Origin of the sequence: Pseudomonas sp. SG20052 (assembly GCF_031766055.1) — a bacterium.
Lineage (GTDB): Bacteria > Pseudomonadota > Gammaproteobacteria > Pseudomonadales > Pseudomonadaceae > Aquipseudomonas > Aquipseudomonas mandelii.
Genome location: NZ_CP134498.1, coordinates 3795316 through 3820293, shown reverse-complemented (window position 1 = coordinate 3820293; position 24978 = coordinate 3795316). Strand labels below are relative to the sequence as shown.

The following is a 24978-nucleotide window of genomic DNA, read 5'->3' as shown; positions in this document are numbered from 1 at the left end:
TCGATTATCGATTTGATTCCCCCTCGCTTTTTCGCCGCTGCAATCCGCAGCGGTTGGCTATTGCCGTGCCGGGATAAACCGTTTTTTCAGAAGGAATGCACAGTGAGAATGATCTCTCGGATGTTGGTATCGGCGGCAGCGATTGCCCTTTTGGGCAGCATGGCCGGTTGCGCCACGGAAAGCTCCCGCGCCTTGCCAGTCGCAAAAGTCGAAAGCGCCAGCGTGGCGTATGCCGGTGTTCGTGTGCCCATGGCGGTCGGCAAGTTCGACAACCGTTCAAGCTACATGCGCGGGATCTTCTCCGACGGCGTGGATCGCCTCGGCGGTCAGGCCAAGACCATCCTGATCACTCACTTGCAGCAAACCAACCGCTTCAGCGTGCTGGACCGCGACAACATGGGCGAGATCCAGCAGGAAGCCGCGATCAAGGGCCAGTCCCAGCGCCTCAAGGGTGCTGACTTTGTGGTCACCGGTGATGTCACCGAGTTCGGCCGCAAAGAAACCGGCGACCATCAGCTGTTCGGCATTCTCGGTCGCGCCAAGACCCAGGTGGCCTACGCCAAGGTCAACCTGAACATCGTCAATATCAGCACCTCCGAAGTGGTTTATTCGACTCAGGGCGCGGGCGAGTACGCCTTGTCCAACCGTGAAGTCATCGGCTTCGGCGGCACCGCTGCCTACGATTCGACCCTCAACGGCAAAGTGCTCGACCTGGCCATGCGCGAGGCGATCAATCGCCTGGTCGACGGGATGAACGCCGGGGCATGGAAACCGGGTAACTGATCAAGGTTGATGACAAGGAGCGGTAAAAGCATGTTCAAGACGTATGTGTCGTGGGCGCTGATGGCGTCGACATTGCTGGTCAGCGGCCTGTTGGCCGGTTGCGCTGGCCCGAAAACCCTTTACCAGTGGGAAAGCTACCAGCCGGAAGTTTACGAGTACTTCAAGGGTGAAACACCCAAGGAAGCCCAGGCCGAAGCGCTGGAACGCGACCTGCAGAAGATCAAGTCCACCGGCAAGACGCCGCCGCCTGGCTACCACGCTCACCTGGGGCTGTTGTACCTGAGCATGGGCAAGGACGATCAGATGGTGCAGCAGTTCAGGACTGAGAAAACCCTGTTTCCCGAGTCGACGCCGTACATGGATTTTCTGCTTAAAAACGCCAAGACCGGAGACACCCAATGATCGCGCGTTCATTGAAACTGATGGCCGGGTTGCTGGCGCTGGCTGTGCTCGGTGGCTGCGTCAGCCCCAAGACCGTGGACTATTCGGCGTACAAGCAAGCCCGTCCGAAAACCATTCTGGTGCTGCCGCCGCTGAACAACTCGCCGGACGTCAAGGCGTCCTACAGCATGTTGTCGCAGGTCACGTACCCGTTGGCAGAAGCCGGTTACTACGTGCTGCCGATCACCCTGGTCGATGAGACATTCCGCCAGAATGGCCTGACCACACCGGCGGACATTCACCAGGCCCCGGCCAACAAGCTGCAGGAAATTTTCGGTGCCGATGCGGCGTTGTACATCACCGTGACGGACTACGGTACGCGCTACATGATCATCAGCAGCGAAACCGTGGTGACCGCCACCGCGAAACTGGTCGACCTCAAGAGCGGCACCACCCTGTGGACCGGTTCGGCCCGGGCTTCGAGCGAAGAGGGCGGCAACAACGGTGGCGGCGGCTTGGTTGGCATGCTGATTACGGCAGCGGTCAAGCAAGTGATCAACAGCGCCACCGACGCCGGTCACCCGATTGCCGGTGTGGCCAGTGCGCGCCTGCTGTCGGCCGGGCAACCGGCGGGCTTGCTGTACGGACCGCGTTCGCCGAAATACGGTACTGATTGAACCCAGTGAGATCGTTCCCACGCTGCGTGGGAACGGTCAGTTAAGGGACGATCATTTGGTGACAGGCCAAAACCGCTCCCCACCCCCCGGCGCATCCGTCCACGCCTGCAACGACCGCGTCGGTAAATCGAAATAATCCCGGGTCCGTGCATAGCCATGCCCACCCATGCGCCCGATCGCATCCAGCCCCAGCTGATCGATGTACAAGGTTTTCGGGTCGATCAATTCGTCCCGCACATGCGCCATCAACACTTCCCCGAAGATAATTTCCCGCGACTGCCCGATGGACAGCGCCATCATCCGCCGACACTCCAACGCCACCGGCGCCTCGCCGATGCGCGGGCATTTGACCGTGGTGCCGGCAATCGCCGTCAGCCCCGCAGCCGTCAACTCATCGAAGCCGGGCGCGAAGGGCACCGCGCATACATTCATCGCCTCCACCAGCGCATCGCTGACGATGTTGACGGTGAATTCCTGATTGAGCTGGATGTTGCGGGTGGTGTCCTTGGGGCTTTGGTCGCCGTAGTTTTCCACGCCCAGCGCCAGGATCGGCGGGTCGGCGGACAGCGCATTGAAGAAACTGAACGGCGCGGCATTGATCCGGCCTTCGCCATCAATCGTAGTGACCAGCGCAATCGGCCGAGGCACCACGCTGCCGATCAGAATCTTGTATTTGTCCCGCGCACTCAATGTGCTGAAGTCGAAGCTTTGCATTGGCAGACATCTCTAAATAAGGGGATTGATTGCGCTCAACGGCGCGTCTGCGCTGTAGTCATCGGCGAACGGAATGACCGGTTTGAACAGGGTTTTCCAGTCCGGTCGGCCCATGGCCCGGTCGCTGTGGCTGCGCATCAGTTTTTCGAATTGTTGTTGGGCCTGGCGTTGCAGAGCGGGGTAATCGATGCCCTGAACCTGGCCGTCTTGCATCACGCAGCGGCCGTCGATGTAACTGGCGATGCAGTCGTCACCGCGCCCGGCCAGCACCAGGTTTTTCAGCGGATCGAACAACGGCCCCAGGTGCAGGCCGCGAAGGCTGAACACCGTGATGTCGGCCTTGGCCCCGGTTGCCAGGCGACCGAGATCATCGCGGCCCAAGGCTTTCGCACCGCCGAGGGTGGCGGCGTTGTACATATCCAGCGTGGAGGTCAACGCATCGCCGCCTTCCATCAAACGGGCGATGTTCAACCCCTGGCGCATGTTTTCCAGCAGATCCGCCGGCCAGGTGTCAGTGCCCAAGGCGAAGTTGATGCCCTTGGCCCGATAGCGCCCAAACGAATTCAGTGCCTCACCATCGCGAGCAAACACCACCGGGCAATGCACCAGGCTTGCGCCGCCATCCACCACCCGTTGCAGATCGTCATCGCCCGAGGTGTAGATGCCGTGGGGCAGCAGGCTGTGCGGGGTCAGCAGGTCCAGTTGCTGCAACCAGTGCAGCGGCGACACACCACGCAGTTGCTCGACCATCGCCACCTCGCCGAGCCCCTGGCAGCAATGCAAACGCATCGGCGCGCTCAATTCGCGACTCAGCGCGGCGGTGCGTTGCAGCAGCGCCGGGGCGCAGGTCTGGATGCGATCCGGCAACAAGGCGCCGCGAATCAAGCCTTGGTGCGCATCTTCGAAATCATGGAAAAACCGAACCGCCGCATCGAGTCCGGCCATTCCCCGGGCTTCATCCCAGTGATGCCCGAGGGTGCCATCGGCCCGCCAATAACTCATGCCGCTCATGTAGCAGGGGCCGAGGTAAGTGCGCAGCCCCAGTTCGGCCGCCACGCCGGCCACCGCTGCAAATTCGTCGTAGGTCTCGGCCCACTCGCGGTAGTACATCGAGGTGATTGGCAGGGCCGTGGTGATGCCGTTGCGGATCAACTGCGTGAAGGCGTAGCGGTATTTGAAGACTTCTTCATCAGGGTCGAAACTCTCGCGCGGACCGGCCGCCAGATAGTCCTCAGACCACATCCGGCCCATGTCGCGTTCATCGCCGTTGTCCAGCGTCAGCACCGTGGAATCCAGATCCCCGAGTGCGTCCAGATCGATGAAACCCGGGCCGATCAACGCATTGCCATAGTCGATCCACTGATCGACCGGCCCGGTAAAACCACGCCCGACAAACACAATGCGCGAACCTTCGAACACCACTTCGCCGTCGCGCCACAGCACATGCTGCGTGCCGTCGAAGCCGACCACGCAACTGGCCTTCAGACCGATGCATTTCACAAGCGGCTTTCCAGCAGCCGACCACCAGAGGCGATCAACTCACCGCCGCGATAAACCTGCCGCACGGGTCGAGAAACCACGGCTTCGCCCAAAGTCTGTACCGGCATCAGCAGGAAGTCCGCCGCTTGGCCGATCTCCAATCCATACCGTTCACAACCCAGCGCCCGGGCACCGTTCACCGTCGCCGCTTCGAACGCTGCGGCCAGTTCATCGTCCTTGTTCAAGTCAAAGCGCAAGGCCAGCAGCATTGCCCGTTCCAGCATGTCGCCGTTGCCCATCGGCGACCACGCATCGCGAATGCCGTCCGAACCCAGGCAGACATTCACGCCTGTTTCACGCAACGCAAGGAAAGGCGGCACCGCGCAATCGGCCGGCGCCGAACTCATCAGCGAAATGCTCAACGCCGCCAAGCGTTCGGCCAGCGGTTTGACCTGACTCCACGGCAACATCCCCAGGCAGTAAGCGTGACTGATCATCACCCGACCTTGCCGCCCGAAGCGCTCGGTGTAATCGGCGATCAACGCGATTTGCCACAGGCCCAGTTCACCTTTGTCATGTAGGTGAATGTCGACGCCACGGTCGAATTCGCTGGCCAGCTTGAACACGAAGTCGAGTTGCGCGACCGGGTCGTTGTCGATACCGCACGGGTCGAGGCCGCCGACGTTTTCCACGCCCAGCGCCATGGCTTCGCGCATCAGTTCGGCGGTGCCGGGGCGGCTGATCAGGCCGGTTTGCGGAAACACCACCAGTTGCAGGTCGATCAGGTCGCGGTAGATGTCGCGCAGTTGTTGCATGGCCTCGACATGGCGCAGGCCGAATTCCGGGTCGATGTCGACGTGGCAACGCATCGTCAGCGAGCCACGGGCGATGCAGTTTTCCAGCAACGCGCCGGCACGATGGGCGATGGGCACGTCAACTTCACGCAGGACGCGGCGCTCGTTGGCGATGTAGTCCTTGAGGGTCGGGCCGGCGCTGTTCGGGCGCCAGGGTTGGCCCCACAGGGTTTTGTCGAGGTGGACGTGACTTTCCACCAGGGCAGGGGTGAGGAGCTGGTATTGGCCGTCGATGTCGGTGGCGGCCAGCGCGGTGTTGGAGGCCGGGCGGCGTTGTTTGAACAGGCCGTTTTCCAGCAGCAGGTCTTCGGCTGTGGCGCCGTAGGGGCGCACGTTGCGTAGCCAGCGGGGTTGAGTCATTGCATACACCTCAAATTTGATGGTGGATTGGCCGGCGTCTTCGCGGGCATGCCTCGTTCCTACAAGGATGCGCATTCCCCTGTAGGAACAAGGCTTGCCCGCGAAGGCCGCGCCTCGGTCTAAAGCCAGGCACTCAGCCCTTGAGCTTCGACCAAACCCGATCCTGCAGCTCCCGCGCCTTGTTGCTGCACTCTTTCTCAGGCCGCAAGCGCGAGGCGAATTCGTCGGGCATGTTGATGGCGTCCATGACTTTCCACTTGGCGTCGAGCAGCTTGTCGCTCTGGATGCCGTTGGCGTAGGCAATGGAATTGGACACGGCGGCGGCGTTTTCCGGTTTCATCATCCAGTCGATGAAAATCTTCGCGTTACCGGGGTGCGGTGCGCTTTTCGGCACGGCGAAGTTGTCCTGGAACATCGCCAGGCCTTCGCGCGGATACACGTATTTGATGGTGCTCTTCTGCAAGGTGGCGCGTGCGGTCGAGCCGTTCCAGTTCTGCATCATGATCACTTCACCGGAGGCCATGCGGTCGACGGTGTTGTCCGAGCTGTACATCTTCAGGAACGGTTTCTGTTTTTGCAGCAGTTCGAGGATGCGCTTGGCGTCCTGCGGGTTTTCGCTGCATTCGTCGACGTTCAGGTAATGGCTGGCGGCGTTGATCACGCTGCTGGAAGTGTCGAGGGCGGCGAGTTGCCCTTGCAGTTCCTTGCGCGGTTCGAAGAACTCTTTCCACGAATCGTCGAGCTTGCCGCCGGGCACGCGCGCGCTGTCATAGGAGAATCCGGTGGTGCCCCACAAATACGGTGCGGAGAACTTGCGGCCGGGATCGAATACCGGGTCGCGGAATGCGGGTTTCACGTATTGAAAGTTGGGCAGGGTGGAGGCGTCGATTTCCAGCAGCAGGTTCTGGTTGATCAAGGTGCGCATGATCGACTGCGACGGCACGATCACGTCATACGCCGCGCCACCGGCCTGCAACTTGGCCAGCAGGGTTTCGTTGCTGTCGTAGCCGTCCATGGTGACCTTGATCCCGGTCTCCTTTTCGAACTTGGCCAGCAGGTCGACCGGGTAATAATCGGTCCAGTTGTAGAAAAACAGTTCCTTGGGTTCGGCGGCGTGCGCGCCGAACGCAGTGAGTGCAGTGAAGCAGCTTAGGGCCAGACCGGCGACAGCGGGACGCATGCTTTTTGTTTTCATTCGAGAACGCTCCAGGCTCATTGTTGTTTACCGCGCTGTCCCAGCCAGAAGGCCAGCACCACCAGCACGATGGAAATCAACAGCATCAGGGTCGAGATCGCATTGATCTCCGGTGTTACGCCGGCCTTGATTGCCGAGAAGATGTACACCGGCAAGGTGGTCGAACCCGGGCCGGCGACGAAGAAGGTCATGATGAAATCGTCGAGGCTGACCACGAACGCCAGCACCGAACCGGACAGCACTGCCGGCCACAACAGCGGAAGCGTCACCCGGCGGAACACCTGCCACGGGTTGGCGTACAAGTCGTTCGCCGCCTCCAGCAGGCTCTTGTCCAGATCATTCAGGCGTGCGCGGATCGGCAGGTACGCGAAGGGAATGCAGAAGCCGATGTGCGCGACGATCACCGTCAGCAAACCGAGCTTGATTCCCAGCGCCATGAACAGCAGCAGCGTGGCCACGGCGGTGACGATTTCCGGCAGGATCAGCGGCAGGTTGATCCCGCCCTCGACCATCTTCTGTCCATAGAACGGCCGGTACGTCGCCAATGCCGCGAGCAGCGCAATCGCCGTGGCGCAGACCGTGGCGATGCTGGCGACGATGATCGAATTCAATGCCGCCGTCTGGATCGACGGGTTGGCCAGAATCCGTCCGTACCAGGCGAACGAAAACTCGGTCCACACCGTCGCCGAGCGGTTGGCGTTGAAGCTGTAGGCGATCAGGACGAAGATCGGCACGTACAGATAGGCCAGGATCAGCAGGCTGACTTCGCGGGTCAGTGGCAGTTTTTTCAGGTGCAGGGCGATCATGCGGTGGCTCCCCGACGTAGTGTTTTGGCAGCGCTGCGGCTATAGAGGGCGTAACCCACCAGCGACAGCAGCAGAATCCCCAGCAACAGGAACGACAGCGAACTGCCCAGCGGCCAGTTGCGCGCGGTGCCGAACTGCTGCTGGATCAGGTTGCCGATCATCAGCGTCTTGCCACCGCCGAGAATCGCCGGGGTGATGAAGGCCCCCAGGCTCGGCACAAACACCAGCAGGGCACCGGCAATCACCCCCGGCATCGACAGCGGCAGGATGATCCGCTTCAGCGCATGCCAGCGATTGGCACCGAGGTCGTAGGCGGCTTCCACCAGGCGCCAGTCGAGTTTTTCCAGGGTCGAATAGATCGGCAAAATCATGAACGGCAAGAAGCTGTAGACCAGCCCGACACAGACGGCGAAGTCGTTGTAGAGCAGGGTGATGCCGCCGGCCTGGGGGAACAGCGCGTTGAGGCTTTGCGCGACCCAGCCGTGCTCGCGCAGGATGATCAGCCAGGCGTAGTTGCGGATCAGCAGGTTGGTCCAGAACGGGATGGTAATCAGCAAGACCATGAGGTTGCGCCGACGCGGCGTGAGGCTCGACATCCACAACGCCACCGGAAAGCCGAACAGGAAACACAGCATGGTGGTGCCACCCGCCTGGAACACCGAGCGCAACAACGCCTGGGCGTAGACCCAGTTCAGTTCCAGTTCACCGTCGAATCCTTCCTGGAAAAACAGCTGCACGTAGCTTTGCAATTGCCAGTCGGCCTGCCAGTCGACGCCGCCGTACACATTGCGCGGCAACAGGCTGATGTAGCCCATGATCCCCAGCGGAATCGCGATCAGCGCCAGCAAGGTCAGAATCACCGGGCTCAGTAACAGGGCGCGGTTGAGGGCGGGAGAAGTGCTACTGACGCTCATCTCAGGCCTCCATCAACAGGCAGGCGTGGGGCGGCAGATTGACCGCCACGCGATCACCGACCACCCGGCCACGGTTCAGGCCTTCGTTGTTTTCGCGCAGCATGACCTTGATGTCGTTGTTCAAGCGGCACTGATAAAGCGTCGCGGTGCCGACATACAACACCGCTTCGATTACGCCGCGCAGGTGATGCGGTTGCGCCGGATCGACCAGTTGCGAACGTTCCGGGCGGAAGGCCAATTGCACCTTGGCGCCGTCGAAGCCTTGAGCCGGGCAAGGAATTTCCACCGGCATGCCGCTCGGCACGAAGAGTTTTTCGTTCTGCTGGCCGCGCTTGAGGTGGCCGGGGAGGAAGTTGATGTCGCCGATGAACTGGGCGACGAATTGATGTTGCGGGCGTTCGTAAATGTCGTTGGGCGTGCCGATCTGCAGGATCTTGCCGGCGGACATCACGGCAATGCGATCAGACAGCGTCAGCGCTTCTTCCTGATCATGCGTCACGAAAATGAAGGTGATGCCGGCTTCCTTCTGTACGCGCTTGAGTTCGACCTGCATTTCCTTGCGCAGCTTGAGGTCCAGCGCCGACAGCGGCTCATCCAGCAACAGTACTTTGGGTTTCGGCGCCAGGGCCCGGGCCAGGGCTACGCGTTGCTGTTGACCGCCAGACAATTCGGCCGGTTTGCGCCTGGCCAGGTGTTGCATTTGCACCAGCGCCAGCATCTCATCGACACGCTGGGCAATTTGCTTGTGATCAAGACCCTGCATCTCGAGGCCGAAGGCGATATTCTGCGCGACACTCATGTGCGGAAACAGCGCGTAGCTCTGAAAGACGGTGTTGACCCGACGCTTGAACGGCGGCAAATCGTTGACCGGTTCGCCCGCCAGCCGGATCTCGCCGTCGCTGACATGTTCGAAGCCAGCGATGGTACGCAGGAGGGTGGTTTTGCCGCAGCCTGAAGGGCCGAGCAGGGTGAAGAATTCGTTGTCGGCAATGTCGACTGATACGTTGTCGAGGGCTGGAGCCAGTCCCGGATCGTCGGAATACCGTTTAGAGACGTTACGCACTTCGATAGCTATTGGTTGACCCATAATGGTGCAGTCCTCTGATTATTGTATGCAATATCTGGATGCAATCTACAAATAACCGGATTAATCTGCCCGTGCAACCCCCTTTTTCAAAGGCTGCTCATCGCCTGGGGCCGGTTGTTTAGCGCTAAAGGAGGGTTGAAATGACCGATAAGAAACTCGAAACCACGGTCGACCGCGTCTACCAAGGGGTTTACGAGGCGATCAGCAAACGTTCGTTGCGTCCCGGCATGAAGCTCGGTGAGGCTTCGCTGGCCGAACTTTTTAATGTCAGCCGCACGTCGGTTCGTGCCGCGCTCAAGCAATTGGAAGCGGATGGGCTGGTCACCACCGAGCCCAATAAGGGGGCATCGGTGTCGTTGCCCAGCGACGAAGAGATCCGTTCGCTGTTCGAAACCCGGCGGTTGATCGAGATCGGCATCGTCAGCGAACTCTGCCGTCGTCGGGACACCGCGGTGACCCAGGACTTGCGCGATCATTTGTTGCTGGAAGATGAAGCGCACCGCAGCGGCGACCACGAACGGCTGATTCATCTGCTCGGCGAGTTCCACATCAAACTCGCGCGAAGCCTGAACAACCCGGTGCTGCTGGACTGGTTCCAGAAGCTGATTTCCCGCGCCTCGCTGTACGCCGCCGCCCTCGATGACGACAGCCACGAGGCGTGCCGCGATGACGAACATCTTCGGCTGATCGAATACATCGAGGCCGGCAATCAAAGCGCGGCCATTGAGCTGACCTGCATGCATTTGAATGGTATCGAGAAGGCGATCCTCGACGTTGCCGCCACACTGAAAACCGGCTACCACCCGCTCAAGCACCTGATTGAGGTCTAGCGTTCGCCACAAGAGCCCGCACGGTTTGAATCGGCTAACCTCATATGAAACCATTGGCGTCGGCGATGCTCGAAACAAACGGGCACGCGCCGTCCTCGCACTGCGATCCCGCATTTCAGTCACTCACAGGGACAAAGAGCCAGTCGATGCAGTTTCTATCTGATAGCCACGGGTGTGCCGGCTGGAACGGTGAAATGGCCGGGCGCATCCGCGCGTTCGACTGGAGCCAGACCGAGCTTGGAAACATCGACACCTGGCCCGCCAGTCTGTGCAGCACGGTGCGGCTGATGCTCGCGTCGCCACTGCCGATGGTGATGCTCTGGGGGCGCGAGGGCTACATGATCTATAACGATGCCTACTCGACGTTTGCCGGTGGCCGCCATCCGTATCTGCTGGGCTCGCCGGTCGAGTTGGGTTGGCCGGAAGTGGCCGAGTTCAATCGACATGTGGTGGATACCTGCCTGGCCGGCGGCACCTTGTCCTATCGTAATAAATTGCTGGAATTGCTACGCGACGGAGTCCCCGAAGACGTCTGGCTGGACCTCTATTACAGCCCTGTCGCCGATGATGAAGGGCGCCCCGCCGGGGTCATGGCGATGGTCGTTGAAACCACTGAATATGTGATCTCCGAACGCCGGCGCCAGGAAGCCGAAGACGCCTATCGCGCCGACAACGAACGGGTGCGCCTGGCGCTCAATGCCGGGGCTTTGCTCGGCTCGTTCGTCTGGGACATCAAGGGCAACGTGCTGTCCGGTGACGAGCGCTTCGCCCGGACGTTCTCCTACCCGACCGAGCAGAACCTGGCCGACCTGCCCGCCGACATTGCTGAAGCCAAGATTCATCCCGACGACCGCAGCTGGGTCCAGGAACGGGTCAGTCAGTCAGTGGCCACCGGCGAGCCCTTCAACGCCGAGTACCGGGTATTGCGCCCCGACGGCAGCTATTTGTGGGTGCAGGCGAGCGGCTGCTGCGAGTTCAACGAGCAGGGCGAGCCGTTCCGCTTCCCCGGCGTGTTGATTGACATTCATGAACGCAAGATTGCTGAAGATTCTCTGCTCAAATTCACCCGCAACCTGGAGCAGCGCGTGGCCGACGAAGTCGATGCGCGGCTGGCGGCTGAAGAGCAACTGCGCCAGTCGCAGAAGCTCGAAGCCATCGGCGGCCTCACCGGCGGCGTGGCCCACGATTTCAATAACCTGCTGCAGGTGATCGCCGGCAACCTGCACCTGCTGGCGCGGCATGAGCCGGACAACGCCAACGTGCAGCGCCGGGTCAGTGCGTCGATTGCGGCCGTCGAGCGCGGCGCCAAACTGTCTTCGCAATTGCTCGCGTTTGCCCGCCGCCAACCGTTGTCGCCGGCGGTGTGCGACCCACAACTGATATTCGAAGGGCTGGGTGAGCTGTTGCAACGGGCTCTGGGGGAAACCATCCAGATTGATGTGCAGGTGCCGCAAGAACCTTGGTACATCAACGTCGACCGCAACCAGTTGGAAAACGCCATTCTCAACCTGGCGATCAATGCCCGTGACGCCATGCAGGGCGAAGGGACCATTGAGCTGAGCGCCGGGAATGTCGCGCTCGATCGTAAATTCTGTGCCGGTAAGGGCATCGCGGCGGGCGATTATGTGCGTGTCGCGGTGGCCGACAGCGGCGCCGGTATGTCGCCCGAAATACTCGGGCAGGCGTTCGAGCCGTTTTTCACCACCAAGGCCGATGGTCAGGGCACGGGGTTGGGACTGAGCATGGTGTTCGGTTTCGTCAAACAGAGCGGCGGGCACATCGAGATCTCCAGCATCGTCGGGCAGGGCACTCGGGTGCAGCTTTACTTCCCGCGCAGCTTGCGTGCGTTGCCCAGTGAAACAACATTACGTAATACACCCCGGCAGGGCGGGCACGAAACCATCCTGGTGGTGGAGGACAACGAAGCGGTGCGCAGCTCGGCGGTGGAATTGCTGAGCGAAGAGGGCTATCAGGTCCTCACCGCGGCCAACGGCGACCAGGCGATGCAGATGTTGCTGGAGGGCGTGCGGGTGAACCTGATTTTCACCGATGTTGTCATGCCCGGCCTGATCAAAAGCTCGGACCTGGCAGCCTGGGCCAAGGTGCAGAATCCCCCGGTGGCGGTGCTGTTTACCTCCGGCCACACCCGGGACATCATCTCGCGCAATCACCAGCTCAGCCCGGATACCCATCTGCTGAGCAAACCTTATGGGCCCGAAGCCCTGACACACATGATCCACACCGTCCTCAGTGGCTGACCACGCACACATTATGGGGGGTTGAATGATCGTTCCCTCGCTCTGCGCGGGAATGATCAGGTGGGAGCACGCTCGCTCCCTAGGATTTTGTGTTTTTTCTGCTATCCAATAAGGGCTCACGATGACTTCAACGCGTACCTCCAATCCTCCTTCCGGCATGGTCAGGGTACGCGGTGCCCGGGAACACAACCTCAAGAACATTGACGTCGACATTCCACGGGATGCCCTGGTGGTGTTCACCGGCGTCTCGGGGTCGGGCAAGTCGTCGCTGGCGTTTTCCACGCTGTACGCTGAAGCGCAGCGCCGCTATTTCGAATCCGTGGCGCCCTACGCGCGGCGGCTGATCGATCAGGTCGGTGTGCCGGACGTGGATTCCATCGAAGGCCTGCCCCCGGCCGTGGCCCTGCAACAGCAGCGCGGCACGCCGAGTACGCGGTCTTCGGTGGGCAGCGTGACGACGCTGTCGAGCCTGATCCGCATGCTGTACTCCCGGGCCGGGAGTTATCCGCCGGGGCAGCCGATGCTGTATGCCGAGGACTTCTCGCCCAACACGCCTCAAGGCGCCTGCGCCGAATGTCATGGCCTGGGCCGGGTGTATGAAGTCACCGAAGCCTTGATGGTCCCGGACCCGAGCCTGACCATCCGCCAACGGGCGGTGGCGTCCTGGCCCACGGCGTGGCAAGGGCAGAACCTGCGCGACATCCTGGTGACGATGGGCTACGACGTCGACAAACCCTGGCGCGATCTGCCGAAAAAGCAGCGTGACTGGATCCTCTTCACCGAGGAAACACCGACTGTTCCGGTGTATGCCGGGCTCACCCCGGAAGAAACCAAAGTGGCGCTCAAACGCAAAATGGAGCCCAGCTACCAGGGCACCTTCACCGGCGCCCGACGCTACATCCTGCACACGTTCAGCCACTCGCAAAGTGCGTTGATGAAGAAGCGCGTCGCGCAATTCATGCTCGGCAGTCCTTGCCCGTTGTGCGACGGTAAACGGCTCAAGCGCGAGGCGTTGTCGGTGACCTTTGCCGGCTATGACATCGGCGAGCTGTCGCAGATGCCGTTGCTGCAAGTGGCCGAGGTGCTGAAACCGGTGGCGGCCCACAGCTACCTTGAACAGGCCGATGAGGCGGGCGAGGTGTTGACTCACCGTCAGACCCGCGAGGCCCGTGAACAGCGCGTGGCCCACGGCGTCAGCGGCCACGCCAACGCGCCGGATGTGCGGCATACGCCTAACTTGTCGGTGGAGAAACGCCTGGCCGCGCAACGCATCGCCCAGGATTTACTGGAACGGGTCAGCACGTTGACCGATCTGGGTCTTGGTTATCTGGCGCTGGAGCGCAGCACGCCGACACTGTCGTCCGGCGAGTTGCAACGGCTGCGCCTGGCCACGCAATTGGGTTCGCAGTTGTTCGGCGTGATCTACGTGCTGGATGAACCGTCGGCCGGTCTGCATCCGGCCGATGGGGAAGCGCTGTTCGAAGCGCTGCAACGCTTGAAGGCGGCTGGTAATACGTTGTTTGTGGTTGAACACGACCTGGAAACCATGCGCCGTGCGGACTGGCTGATCGATGTCGGCCCGGCGGCGGGTGAGCATGGCGGTCGGATCCTCTACAGCGGACCGCCACAGGGGCTGACCGAAATCAAAGATTCCCAGACCCGCGCCTACCTGTTCGCCGAGCAAGTCACCGAAGCCAGAACCAGCCGCAAGCCGACCGATTGGCTGCGCCTGGAAGGCATCACGCGCAATAACCTGAACGATCTCGGCGTCGAGTTTCCCTTGGGGTGTTTTACCTCGGTGACCGGCGTTTCCGGTTCCGGCAAATCAAGCCTGGTCAGTCAGGCCTTGCTCGAGTTGGTGGGTGCGCATCTGGGGCGCGCGACCAGCGCCAGCGAACCTGAAGAGTTGAGCCTTGAGGACGATGCGCCACAAGTCAGCGGCGGTCAGGTCACGGCGGGGCTGGAATCGATCAAGCGCCTGGTGCAGGTCGATCAGAAACCCATCGGCCGCACGCCGCGCTCGAACCTGGCGACCTACACCGGGCTGTTCGACAACGTGCGCAAACTGTACGCCGCCACCCCCCAGGCGCAGGCCGAGGGCTACGACGCCGGGCAGTTCTCGTTCAACGTCGCCAAAGGCCGTTGCCCGACGTGCGAAGGCGAGGGGTTTGTCAGCGTTGAGTTGCTGTTCATGCCCAGCGTCTATGCACCGTGTCCGACGTGCCATGGCGCTCGCTACAACCCCGAGACGCTCGCGATTGTCTGGCAAGGTCTGAGCATTGCCCAGGTCTTGCAATTGACCGTGGACGAAGCGGTCGAGGTGTTCGCCGAGCAACCGGGCATTCGCCGTTCGCTGGAAGTGCTACGCGACATCGGCCTGGGCTATCTGCGCCTCGGCCAGCCAGCCACGGAACTCTCGGGTGGCGAAGCCCAGCGCATCAAACTGGCCACCGAGCTGCAACGCAACCAGCGCGGGGCGACGTTGTATGTGCTCGACGAGCCCACCACCGGCTTGCATCCAAGGGACGTTGACCGGTTGCTCGAACAGTTGAATACGCTGGTCGCGGCGGGGCACACGGTGATTGTGGTGGAGCATGAAATGCGCGTGGTGGCGCAGAGTGACTGGGTGATTGATATCGGGCCGGGGGCGGGGGATCAGGGCGGCAAGATTGTCGTTGCCGGCACGCCGCAGAAAGTCGCCAGGAGCAAGAAGAGCAGGACTGCGCCGTTCCTGGCCCGGGTCCTATGATCGTTCCCACGCGTGGGAACGATCAAAATCCGGTTATCGTTCTTCGCGGGCGAGCCTCGCTCCTACAGGATGGGTGTCAGGCGCAATCGAGCGTGCGTCGGACTTTGTCCAACAGCTCATTGATCTGAAACGGCTTGATCAGCATCTCCATGCCATCGCCGAGGAATACCTGGCGATTGATCGCGTTCTCCGCGTAGCCGGTCATGAACAGGATCGGCAAGCCTTCGCGCCAGCCCGGCACTGCCGTCGACGGCGATAGGCCTCCCATTCGATTGAACCCCTGTCCCGGGGTGGCTTCGAACCTTTAAGCCCCCGGCTGTTTGAATCGTGGGCTGGCCGTTACGAGCGAGGTGTGTATGAAAGACGAATCGACACAACAACAGGATCAATCGGGGATGCCGGTCGACCGCAATGACCCGGCGATTGACCCGCAGAAGCCGGATGAGGGTGCGCCAGGCGGTCAGCGTCAGAGCCAATCCTCCGACTCAGAAAGCGCTGACGCAGCGGTGGATCAGAAGAACCGCCATACCGACAATGACAACGAGTTCAGCCCCGGCTTCAAACCGAATCCCGACCGGCCGAAACCCGGCGATGATACGGATGCCGACATCGATACCGATGGCGGCTAGTGCCGGCAGTATGCAGAAAGGCCGCATCCATCGATGCGGCCTTCTTTTTACCGGTTATTTGCTGGGGTGCGCAGCCTGGAGCTCTTTCGCCATCTCCAGGTGTTTTTCCAGTGCCGGCAGCATTTTTTGCGCGAAGCCTTTCAAATCGGTGGCGCCTTTGACCTTGTCGTCCGTCACCGTGTTGGCCTGTTTTTCGAACAGCTTGATCGTGTCTTCGTGGGCCTTCACTTGGTTATTGGCGTAGGCCGCGTCGAAGGACTCGTCCCGCATCTCGAGGATTTTTTCCTTGGCCTGTTTGACCAGCGTCGTCTCGTCCGGGACCTCGATGTCATTCTTTTTCGCCAGGGCCGCCAGTTCATCGTTAGCCTTGGAATGATCGGTGATCATCATGTTGGCGAATTTCTTGATGTCGGCCGATGAGCTTTTTTCCAGCGCCAGTCGGCTGGTCTCGATTTCCGCAATGCCACCTGCGGCTGCGTTGTCGACAAAGTCATTGGAAGTGGCAGCAAAAGCTGTGCCCATGCTGGTGCTCAAGGCGACGGCCAGGGCGAGATGGCGCAGGGTGAATCCGTCCATTGGTCATTCTCCACACAGGTTCGGGTTAGCGATCGAGGTGATCGTTATTCAATGGAGGCAGGCGCTGCGCTAAAGGTTTTATCGGGTTTGCGCCAGGACGACGAACGGACACCGCTGGTCTGATAGGCGGTCGACAGAACCGGCCAACCGAGGCCATTCTGATAGTTGGCGAACGCAATCGATCGCGTTTGCTGCCGATCAACAAACGGAGGTGTTCCATGCCGGTGCCACACGACCTTTATCAGGACCTGAAACTTTCAAAGGAAGATATCCAGCAAAAACGCTCCAAGGATCCGTTACTGGATTCACTGATCAACAAGTATTCGCAAGCGGACGCCGAGGTAGTAAAGGCTGAAACCGCAAAATCGGATGCGCCCAGCGATGACGCACTGAAGAAGCTCAAGGAGACGCGCGTGCAGGTTAAGCAAAAGATCGTTGACCGGCTCCAATCGCCGTCCTGACACGCCTTGTCCACCCACCGACAACCGGTGAATGAAAAATTGGAACGGTGATCAATACCGGCACCTCGAAAGATCAGAGTCCGACCTTTTCGACTCCTTGCGAGGTGCCTTATGAACGAGCCCAGATTTCCAAGTGAAGAGCAGGGCGGGTACGACCCGATCCCGACTCATCCCGAACCACTAAGCCCCGGCCGCACGACGGTCAATCCCGAAGACGAGCCGGGCATCGACGAATTGCCGAACAACGAAGGCGTGCGCCCGCTGGATGAAGACGACTCCACCGCGATGGACCCTGAGCGGGTGCTTGAAGAGACGGACAATGCCGTGCGCGATAACGAGATAGATCCCCGCTAGCCAAAACCACCACATACCCCCTGTAGGAGCGAGCCTGCCAGTCAATATCACTATTGAATGGCAGGCTGCCCGCGCGAGCAGGCCCGCTCCACATTTTTGGTGTGCGTTATTTCTGGAGCGCGGTGTTCAGGGGCAGGCGCGCCATGTTTTTTGCCTTCAACGAACCCAGGTACAACCAGTCCCCATACTCGCGTACTGTCGTGATCGGCGAGTAATTACCGGTGCTCGCATCCTGCAGGTTGGCAATCACCTTGCCGTCCAGGTCCAGACCGAGCGCAAAGGCGCGCTTTTCCACGGGTTTGGGCAGTACCGTCAATGCCCGAACAATCATTTTGCGCACGAACGGGTGCTGCGCCGTGGCGTCGAGCAGCGCATTACGGGGTGCGTAGAGCGCCACCCAGAAACGGTCGCGGCCATTGAACGCGAGGTTGTCCGGCAGCCCTGGCAGATTGTCGATAAATACATCGTGAGTTCCGGCATTCGGCCCGCTCAACCAGAAGCGGATGATGCGGTAAGCGCCGGTTTCGTTGACCAGCACAAAGCTGTCGTCCGGGCCCAGCGTCACGCCGTTGGCAAACTCCAGCGTGTCCAGCAACACCGTGGTCTTGCCGGTCTGGAAGTCGTAACGCAACAAACGGCCGTCGCCCCCGTGCTCGATGATTGCCTCGCCATCCTTGCCGTAGCCCCAGCGGCTGGAAGCGTCGCTAAAATAGGCGTAGTGCCCGGATTTATCGATGGCCACGTCATCGGTAAACCCGAAAGGCACGCCGCCGGCCGAGGTGGTCAGCGGGATCAACCGGCCCTGGGCATCCAGGGACAGCAAACCCTTCACGCCGTCAGCGATGACCAGCAACCCGTTCGGGTGCCGCGCCAGGCCCAGAGGCCGGCCGCCGGTATCGGCCAGCACTTTGGTGTCCTTGCCGTCGAGGCTGGTGCGGATCAGCCGGCCGTCGTGCAGCCCGGTGATGAGCACGTTATCTTCCAGCAGCAGCGCCTCGGGCCCTTCGATGTCCGCCGGGCCGACACGCTCCACCCCTTTGAGCCGCTGATTGTCGGCATACACCCCGCTGGTCAGGGATGGCGCCGGCGGCGGTGTCCAGGCCACCGGCCGAACCTTGGTCGGGAACAACAATAGAAAAGCCCCCAGGACAATGATCAGCAGCGACAACAGATGGCGAAACCTGAAGGCGCTTCTCACACGCTGACTCCTGCCGGATTCAGGTTTTTCTGCGCCATGTCACGCAACGCCAGCATCGATGCTGCGGACTCACGCTCGATACGTCGCTTGAGCAGCAATCGATTAGTGATGCGCATCGCCAGGCCCGAGAATTGATACTCCAGGGTCCGTACAAAACGTGTGCCTTCGCCCTGCGCCTCGCATTCGTAGGTCACGACCAGCGACAACCCGTGATCACCGCGCGCCCAGGCACTCCAGCGGCGTCCTGGCAGGTATTCGTTGACTTCCCAACTCAAGTGCCCCGCGCGCCCGCCGGCACTGATGTCCTCCTCGAACCGCAGGCCGGCATGCAGCGGCCCACCCTGGCCCTCGACCTTCAGGGACGAAGGATGCCACTCCGGCCAACGGGTGACGGTGCTGGCATAGGCGAGCACGTCAATCGGAGTTCCAGCGATAGCGATCTGGTGCTGCATGCGGGTCATGGTCGTACTCGTCAGGGGGGCAGGCACCGGCTCCCAGTACAGGGTGCCGAACAGGTAGTCCATCAGCGGGAAAACGATATTGAAATTGCGTTCCTGCATCAGCTCGCGGCGGTGATGCAGTTCATGCAGGCGGCGCATCTGGCGGATCCACGGTAGGCGCGTGACCGGGTTGTCCGGCGGTAAATGCTCGCAGGCATGGAACACCTCGTACATCAGGTACCCGAGGACCAGACAGCCACCAAACAATCCGGCGACGTTGGCATTGACCTGCTTGAACAGCCACCAGGCGGGCAGGGTGAAGACCACGGTGTGGATCACGATCAGCCAGGCTGGAAACAGAATCACCCGCCAGTCCCGCGCAGTATCGTAGGTCATGTGGCCGGGGGCGAAAAAACTGTGATGGTCGCCGGCATGGCGGGCGTAGAACATCCGCGCGAAGCTCTTTTTGTGATGCCCCAAGTGCCGATGCACCAGGTACACGCCGAAGTTGAAGAACAACAGCGTCAACGGCACTGTCAGCCATTCCAGCGGCCGGACCTGATGCACAGTGCTCCAGAACCCACCGATGGCCAGCACGCCGAACAGCAGCACAAAGGCCCCGTGCAGCCAAGGGTTGTAGCGCGGATGGATGTCAGCGCGATAGCGATCGCGGAATGCCTGGGTGGTTTGCCTCACTGCGTTCACCTCTGCTTATTGTTATCACCAGCAGATTAGCTGATCTGCCCGCGCAAGCTTGAGCAAACCTGGATGACACAAGCGCCATGATCCGGTGTATTCAGGTCAGCGGATTCCAGCGCTGGGACCAGTCGTCGTCGATCTTGATCACTTCACGCAGTAAATCGAAGGCCCGTTGCAGGGTCGCCGAGTCGCGATCCCGCGAGTAAACCAGGTAGGTCGGGTAACTGAATTCCGGGGCTTTGGGCACGGGCTCCAGCACGCCGCTTTCGAGGTAGCTCTGCACCACGCGTGTACGGAAGTAGCCGCTGCCGCCGTTTTCCAGAATGTATTGCAAGGCCAGGGGGCCGAGGTTAAAGCTCAGGGCGGCCTTGGCTTTTTCCGGCAGGGCGGCATCGTGCTGGCGGCGGAAGTCCGGACCCCAGTCGATATACACATAAGGATCGGGCTGCCCGGCGAGGCGTACCAGGATGAGTTTTTCTTCGAGGATCTGCTCGACTTGCAGGCGCGGCCAATATTCGGGCTGATAAACCAGCGCCGCGTCCAGCACCCCCAGTTCCAGTTGGCGCAGCAGGGTCTCGCCGTCGCGGATTTCCATGCGCAAGGCGTGACTGGGAATCTTCTCGCGCAGTTCGCCGGCCCAACTGAGCATCAGCGGATTGCACAGACTGACCTCGCCGCCAATGTGCAGCACATCGCGGTAACCGTCGGGCAACGGCAAGTCCCGCCGCGCGGCTTCCCAGGTCTCGACCAGTTGATTGGCGTACACCACAAAGGCCTCGCCATTGGGGGTCAGCCGCGCGCCGGCACGGTTGCGCACGAATAACGTGCTGCCGAGCTGGCTCTCGAGTTTTTGCACGCGCGCCGTGATTGCGGTCTGGGTGACGTGAAGTTTTTCCGCCGCGGCAGCCAGGCTGCCGTGGCGAACGATTTCCAGAAAGGTGCGAGCGAGATCAATGTCCATGGGGCGGCCGGTGCGGGAGGTGCCGGCATTGTAAACGTATCTGCGGGGGCCGGCTTATGTAGCAGCGGCCAACGGCTGCGTCCGGCTGCGCTGGCGTGCCCACTGCGCCACCAGCCGCACCGGTGTGCCGCACGCCTTGCGCTTGAACACAAAATGTCGACACTTCTCGGCGAACTGTTTGCGGTCGTGCACCATGTCCAGTTCCATCGCCGCCAGCTCGGCGTTTCTGCAGTGCTGCATGAGTTGCGTATCGAGCCGTCTCTTGCGCTCGCGCACAGCGGCATACGCCGGATCGGTCAGCGCATTGCCTGCCCGTTGCAACAACCACCGGCCGAACGCGTCCGGGCAGCGTGGGCCGATTTCCTGAACCATGCCCAGTTGCATGGCATGCGTCGCGCTGACCGGCAGGCACTCCTCGCAAAGTTTTTCCGCCATCCGCGGACCGACGGCGCGGGGCAGGCTGTAGGTCCAGTATTCAGAGCCGTACAGCCCCATGGTTTTGTAGTGCGGGTTGAGGACGATATCCGCGCGGGCGAAGACAATATCTGCGGCCAGCGCCAGCATCACGCCGCCGGCCCCGGCACTGCCCGTCAGGCCGCTGACCACCAGTTGACGGGCGCTGAGCATTTCTTCGCAGACGTCGTCGATCGCCTGGATATTGGCCCAGGCCTCCAGCCCCGGCGCCTCGGCAGCCTGGATCACGTTGAGGTGCACGCCATTGGAGAAACTTCCGCGCCCACCCTTGATCAGCAGCACCTGGGTATCTCGGGTCTTGGCCCAGCGCAGAGCGGTGACCAGTCGCTGGCATTGCTCGGTGCTCATGGCGCCGTTATAGAACTCGAAAGTGAGCTCGCCGACAGTCCCCGATTCACGGTAGCGGATCGGTTGATAGGTTTCGGTGTCAGGGGACGAGGCGATCGATCCGTGGAGGATGGGCACGTTATTCAGCTGAGCAGCGAGTACATGCCGGGCTGGACGTTTGAAGGTTTCTTCGCCCGGGCGGGGTTTGCGTCGCATCGAACCGATCCACACACTGTGATCGCCGGTGGCGACCAGTACCGCGTCGTCGCGCACCGCCAGAATGTCTCCAGGTGTGCCGCTGCGTGAGTCCAGATGGGCGTCGTACACGTAATACTGACCACCTGCCAGGCTCGCCAATACGCCAGGTTGCCCGTCCGCTGCGTCGATGCAGCGTTTGATGAATCGCGAGCAGTCATGCCAACCGAAGGTCCGATCAGCCTGGTTCATGTTCGGCTGCAAGTGGCCCATCACCCGGGGATGATGTTCGACCGGTACGGGCTCATAACCGTCGATGAATTTGTCCACGACATCACGAATGCAGCGGATCGCCGCATCGCTGACCGGGCCGTTATACAGCTCGGATTTGCGCAGGCCTTGGGGGAGGTTGAATTCCCACGTAGACCAGACCGGCCCGGCATCCATGTCTTCCACGGCTTGAAGCGCGGTGACACCCCAGCGGGTCAGCTCACGGGTAATGGCCCAATCCAGTGCGCTGGCGCCCCGGTCACCGACAATGCCCGGATGGATAATCACCACCGGGCGATCACGGTTGCTCCACCGGAGTGGCGGCACCCGGTCCTTGAGGAAGGGGCAAATCACCAGGTCGGCCCCCGACTGCTCAATCTGCTCGCAGACAGCTTCTTCGTCGGTGAACAGCACTACGCTGGGGCTATGTCCCAACTCGCGCAATTCGAGCCAGGCCCTTTGGCTCAGACCATTGAATGCCGATGACAACAGAATAATGTTGAGTGAACGCATGTTTGACTCTTCCTTGAGAATGGCCGGCCATCAGCCTCGAATAAGCCTTCATTGGCTTTCGATGCAAGTTAGGGTGCGGGAATGACAGGCGCTGGACCTTGATGTGGGTCAAACCATTCCGACTTGCCTGTCAGTTGAAAGAATAGGGCCTACGTCCTTGTGCTGGCACCTGTAAGAACTAACAGTTTTTTAGACGAGTTTGCGATGTCGGCGGTCGCTAAAGAAGGGGGGGTGCGAGTGCGGCTACAGCCTGGGAGTCATGCCTGAGGCAGACCCCCAGTGGGTGTGGGGGGGATCATTGTTCAAAACGCAAAACACGAACAGCCAAACGCGCCCCAGAACCCCTGAAAGTCGCTGACCGGCGCTGACGACAATCGCGCCCGCTCGTGGCTGTGCGCATGCACCGCGCACGCGCCGATGCATTGATGCACCTGCGCCGTCAGTGGCGCCACGGGCTTCCAGTGGCCCGGCACCTTGGCGACGGGCGACCACTCGGGCACCACAGGAATCGGCGGCGGCCCGAGTTTTTCAAACTCGACGCTGCCGTAGACGATCTTGCCGTCGACAATGGTGAGCACCGACTCGATCCATTTGATCGCTTCATCGTCGATGTGGAAATAGTCCGCCGACAGTGCAATCAGATCCGCCAGTTGCCCGACCTTGATCTGGCCTTTCTTGCCTTGTTCGGACGAAAACCAGGCGCTGCCGTGGGTGAAGAGTTCCAACGCCGTATCGCGGCTCAAGCCTTGCGGGTACAGTTCCAGTCCGCCAACGGTGCGGCCGCTGACCAGCCAATACATCGATGTCCAGGGGTTGTAGCTGGACACCCGCGTGGCATCGGTGCCGGCACCCACCGGAATGCCTTCGGCGAGCATGCGTGCAATCGGCGGCGTGTGTTCGGCGGCTTTGGCGCCATAGCGGTCGACGAAGTATTCGCCCTGGAAAGCCATGCGATCCTGAATGGCGATGCCCCCGCCCAAGGCTTTGACCCGCTCGATGTTCCGCGGGATAATGGTTTCCGCATGATCGAAAAACCACGGTAAACCGTCGAACGGGATGTCGCGATTGACCTTCTCGAACACGTCGAGCATGCGGCTGATGGATTCGTTGTAGGTGGCATGCAGGCGGAACGGCCAGCGCTGTTCCACCAGATGCCGCACCACCGGTTCCAACTCCTGTTCCATGGTTTGCGGCAAGTCCGGGCGTGGTTCGAGAAAATCTTCGAAGTCGGCCGCCGAAAACACCAGCATTTCCCCGGCACCGTTGTGCCGCAGGAAATCGTCGCCCTGGCCGTAATGGGAGGTGCTGGTCCAGTTTTTGAAGTCGGTCAGCTCTTCCTTGGGTTTCTGTGTGAACAGGTTGTAGGCGATGCGCACGGTGAGTTGCTGGTCTTTGGCCAGCTGCTGAATGACTTGATAGTCGTCCGGGTAATTCTGATAACCGCCGCCGGCATCGATGGCGCTGGTCACGCCGAGGCGATTGAGTTCGCGCATGAACTGGCGGGTCGAGTTGACCTGATAGTCCAGCGGCAACTTCGGCCCCTTGGCCAGGGTCGAGTAGAGAATCATCGCGTTCGGGCGGGCGATCAGCATGCCGGTGGGATCACCATTAGCGTCCCGCTGGATTTCGCCGCCCGGCGGGTTCGGCGTGTCGCGGGTATAACCGACCACTTTCAGCGCCGCGCGGTTGAGCAGGGCGCGGTCGTAAAGGTGCAGCACGAACACCGGGGTGTCCGGTGCGGCTTTGTTCAATTCTTCAATGGTCGGCAGGCGCTTCTCGGCGAACTGGAATTCGTTCCAGCCACCGACCACCCGCACCCATTGCGGTGTGGGCGTGCGGTCGGCCTGGTCCTTGAGCAGGCGCAGGGCATCGACCAGCGACGGCACGCCTTCCCAGCGCAGCTCGAGGTTGTAGTTCAGGCCACCGCGGATCAGGTGCAGGTGCGAGTCGTTGAGGCCGGGAATCACCGTGCGTCCGTGCAAGTCGACGATCTGTGTGCCGGGGCCTTGCAGGGCCATGGCCTGGGCGTCGCTGCCGACTACCACGAAGCGTCCGTCCTTGATCGCGACGGCGCTGGCCTGGGGTTTCTTGCGGTCGACGGTGTGCAGGCGTCCGTTGTACAGAATGAGGTCGGCCGGGGTGTCGGGCATGGTTTTACTCCCTGCGATGAGCGGGCTGATCCAGGCACCGACGGCGCCTGCCGAAAGGCCTTGCAGTACACGTCGGCGGTTCAGACCTTCGTGGTTGTCAGGTGGACTCATGGCAGTGCGCTCCGTCAATTCATCGAGGGGCAAACAGCCGATGTCTGACGCATGCGGCCACAAGGAATATAGACGGCAAATTCACCGGTAGCCGATTTGCGGGGGCGGAAAACGACGAATCCCGCCACAAGGGGCGGGATTCGTGTGCAGCCAGAGAGGTTCCCGAAGACGGGAACCGCCGTCTTAGCTTGGGAACAGCTCGGACAGTTTCATGGCCAGCATCATGTCGCCTTCAGCGCGCAGTTTGCCGCCCATGAACGCTTGCATGCCGTCGGTCGAACCGTCGACGATGCCTTGCAGGGTTTCGCCGTCCATCACCAGAGTGACCTGGGCGTCAGGATTTTCGCCTTCCTGCAGCTCGCAGGCGCCATCTTTGACGACCAGCGAGAAATTCTGGGTATCGTCGATGCGGAAACCGAATACCAGGTCCAGACCGGCAGCGGCGGCTGGGTTGAACTTGGCTTTCATTGCTTGTACGGCATCAGCTACGGAGGTCATGGTTCGATCCTTTCTTGGGTAATTAGAGCTGGGTG

The 24978-nt window shown here is 61.1% G+C and carries 23 protein-coding genes and 1 pseudogene; 9 read left to right on the top strand and 15 right to left on the bottom strand.

What is annotated here, in order from left to right:
- Positions 1 to 108 precede the first annotated feature (108 nt).
- Genes RHP74_RS17430 through RHP74_RS17420 form a run of 3 tightly spaced genes read left to right on the top strand, consistent with a single transcriptional unit; the run spans position 109 to position 1841 of the window.
- Entirely contained in the window at positions 109 to 783 is a 675-nt protein-coding gene (locus RHP74_RS17430; RefSeq protein ID WP_162179691.1) for a CsgG/HfaB family protein, read from the top strand.
- A gap of 60 nt (positions 784 to 843) precedes the next feature.
- Entirely contained in the window at positions 844 to 1185 is a 342-nt protein-coding gene (locus RHP74_RS17425; protein WP_371857854.1) for a DUF4810 domain-containing protein, read from the top strand.
- Positions 1182 to 1841, top strand: a complete 660-nt coding sequence (locus RHP74_RS17420; protein ID WP_010460994.1) for a DUF799 domain-containing protein — start codon at positions 1182 to 1184, stop codon at positions 1839 to 1841. Before RHP74_RS17425 ends, RHP74_RS17420 begins: the two co-directional genes overlap by 4 nt.
- Positions 1842 to 1892: 51 nt before the next feature.
- On the opposite strand, the gene RHP74_RS17415 is transcribed toward RHP74_RS17420, so the two are convergent.
- From RHP74_RS17415 to RHP74_RS17385, 7 genes are all read right to left on the bottom strand, one after another.
- On the bottom strand, positions 1893 to 2555 hold the full coding sequence (locus tag RHP74_RS17415; RefSeq protein ID WP_010460992.1) for a flavin reductase family protein: 663 nt from the start codon (positions 2553 to 2555) through the stop codon (positions 1893 to 1895).
- Between the two features lie 12 nt (positions 2556 to 2567).
- The gene (locus RHP74_RS17410) at positions 2568 to 4055 is read right to left on the bottom strand and encodes an amidohydrolase family protein (protein ID WP_311095942.1); all 1488 of its coding nucleotides are present in this window, start codon (positions 4053 to 4055) and stop codon (positions 2568 to 2570) included.
- Positions 4052 to 5248, bottom strand: a complete 1197-nt coding sequence (locus tag RHP74_RS17405) for an amidohydrolase family protein (protein ID WP_311095941.1) — start codon at positions 5246 to 5248, stop codon at positions 4052 to 4054. The genes RHP74_RS17410 and RHP74_RS17405 overlap by 4 nt, the downstream gene beginning before the upstream one ends.
- A 133-nt stretch (positions 5249 to 5381) precedes the next feature.
- Positions 5382 to 6443, bottom strand: a complete 1062-nt coding sequence (locus RHP74_RS17400; RefSeq protein WP_010460986.1) for an extracellular solute-binding protein — start codon at positions 6441 to 6443, stop codon at positions 5382 to 5384.
- A 17-nt stretch (positions 6444 to 6460) separates the two neighbouring features.
- Positions 6461 to 7249, bottom strand: a complete 789-nt coding sequence (locus tag RHP74_RS17395; RefSeq protein ID WP_010460984.1) for an ABC transporter permease — start codon at positions 7247 to 7249, stop codon at positions 6461 to 6463.
- Positions 7246 to 8163 carry an ABC transporter permease gene (locus RHP74_RS17390; protein ID WP_102593986.1) on the bottom strand — a complete coding sequence of 306 codons (918 nt, stop codon included), beginning with the start codon at positions 8161 to 8163 and terminating at the stop codon, positions 7246 to 7248. The genes RHP74_RS17395 and RHP74_RS17390 overlap by 4 nt, the downstream gene beginning before the upstream one ends.
- Before the next feature lies 1 nt (position 8164).
- Positions 8165 to 9250, bottom strand: a complete 1086-nt coding sequence (locus RHP74_RS17385; protein ID WP_010460980.1) for an ABC transporter ATP-binding protein — start codon at positions 9248 to 9250, stop codon at positions 8165 to 8167.
- Positions 9251 to 9390: 140 nt separating this feature from the next.
- Between RHP74_RS17385 and RHP74_RS17380 the strand changes: the two genes are divergently transcribed.
- From RHP74_RS17380 to RHP74_RS17370, 3 genes are all read left to right on the top strand, one after another.
- Positions 9391 to 10080 carry a GntR family transcriptional regulator gene (locus tag RHP74_RS17380; RefSeq protein WP_010460977.1) on the top strand — a complete coding sequence of 230 codons (690 nt, stop codon included), beginning with the start codon at positions 9391 to 9393 and terminating at the stop codon, positions 10078 to 10080.
- Positions 10081 to 10226: 146 nt separating this feature from the next.
- On the top strand, positions 10227 to 12338 hold the full coding sequence (locus tag RHP74_RS17375; RefSeq protein WP_311095940.1) for an ATP-binding protein: 2112 nt from the start codon (positions 10227 to 10229) through the stop codon (positions 12336 to 12338).
- A 121-nt stretch (positions 12339 to 12459) separates the two neighbouring features.
- Positions 12460 to 15087: an excinuclease ABC subunit UvrA gene (locus RHP74_RS17370; RefSeq protein ID WP_311095939.1), complete on the top strand. Its 2628-nt coding sequence runs from the start codon at positions 12460 to 12462 to the stop codon at positions 15085 to 15087.
- A gap of 76 nt (positions 15088 to 15163) precedes the next feature.
- Here the strand turns inward: RHP74_RS17370 and RHP74_RS17365 are convergent.
- Positions 15164 to 15367, bottom strand: a pseudogene (locus RHP74_RS17365) (hybrid sensor histidine kinase/response regulator); the annotation flags it as partial.
- 76 nt (positions 15368 to 15443) lie between these two features.
- Here RHP74_RS17365 and RHP74_RS17360 point away from each other — a divergent pair.
- Entirely contained in the window at positions 15444 to 15716 is a 273-nt protein-coding gene (locus RHP74_RS17360) for a hypothetical protein (protein ID WP_083376566.1), read from the top strand.
- Between the two features lie 54 nt (positions 15717 to 15770).
- On the opposite strand, the gene RHP74_RS17355 is transcribed toward RHP74_RS17360, so the two are convergent.
- Positions 15771 to 16292, bottom strand: a complete 522-nt coding sequence (locus RHP74_RS17355; RefSeq protein WP_010460957.1) for a DUF4142 domain-containing protein — start codon at positions 16290 to 16292, stop codon at positions 15771 to 15773.
- Between the two features lie 218 nt (positions 16293 to 16510).
- Here RHP74_RS17355 and RHP74_RS17350 point away from each other — a divergent pair, with 218 nt between their 5' ends.
- A complete protein-coding gene (locus RHP74_RS17350; RefSeq protein WP_010460955.1) occupies positions 16511 to 16753 on the top strand; it encodes a hypothetical protein in 243 nt (80 codons plus the stop codon).
- A 111-nt stretch (positions 16754 to 16864) separates the two neighbouring features.
- Positions 16865 to 17107 (top strand): hypothetical protein, encoded by a 243-nt coding sequence (locus tag RHP74_RS17345; protein ID WP_010460953.1) that lies wholly within the window; start codon positions 16865 to 16867, stop codon positions 17105 to 17107.
- A gap of 106 nt (positions 17108 to 17213) precedes the next feature.
- On the opposite strand, the gene RHP74_RS17340 is transcribed toward RHP74_RS17345, so the two are convergent.
- From RHP74_RS17340 to RHP74_RS17315, 6 genes are all read right to left on the bottom strand, one after another.
- Positions 17214 to 18305, bottom strand: coding sequence for an SMP-30/gluconolactonase/LRE family protein (locus RHP74_RS17340; RefSeq protein WP_010460951.1), 1092 nt, complete (start codon positions 18303 to 18305; stop codon positions 17214 to 17216).
- Positions 18302 to 19441, bottom strand: coding sequence for an SRPBCC family protein (locus RHP74_RS17335; RefSeq protein ID WP_169857638.1), 1140 nt, complete (start codon positions 19439 to 19441; stop codon positions 18302 to 18304). Before RHP74_RS17335 ends, RHP74_RS17340 begins: the two co-directional genes overlap by 4 nt.
- A gap of 100 nt (positions 19442 to 19541) precedes the next feature.
- Complete coding sequence (locus tag RHP74_RS17330) at positions 19542 to 20405, bottom strand: LysR family transcriptional regulator (RefSeq protein ID WP_010460947.1); 864 nt, start codon at positions 20403 to 20405, stop codon at positions 19542 to 19544.
- A gap of 54 nt (positions 20406 to 20459) precedes the next feature.
- Positions 20460 to 22184 (bottom strand): hydrogenase maturation protein, encoded by a 1725-nt coding sequence (locus RHP74_RS17325; protein ID WP_311095938.1) that lies wholly within the window; start codon positions 22182 to 22184, stop codon positions 20460 to 20462.
- 302 nt (positions 22185 to 22486) lie between these two features.
- Positions 22487 to 24334 (bottom strand): amidohydrolase, encoded by a 1848-nt coding sequence (locus RHP74_RS17320; RefSeq protein ID WP_311100506.1) that lies wholly within the window; start codon positions 24332 to 24334, stop codon positions 22487 to 22489.
- A gap of 294 nt (positions 24335 to 24628) precedes the next feature.
- Positions 24629 to 24943 carry an SCP2 sterol-binding domain-containing protein gene (locus RHP74_RS17315; RefSeq protein ID WP_010460940.1) on the bottom strand — a complete coding sequence of 105 codons (315 nt, stop codon included), beginning with the start codon at positions 24941 to 24943 and terminating at the stop codon, positions 24629 to 24631.
- Positions 24944 to 24978: the final 35 nt, after the last annotated feature.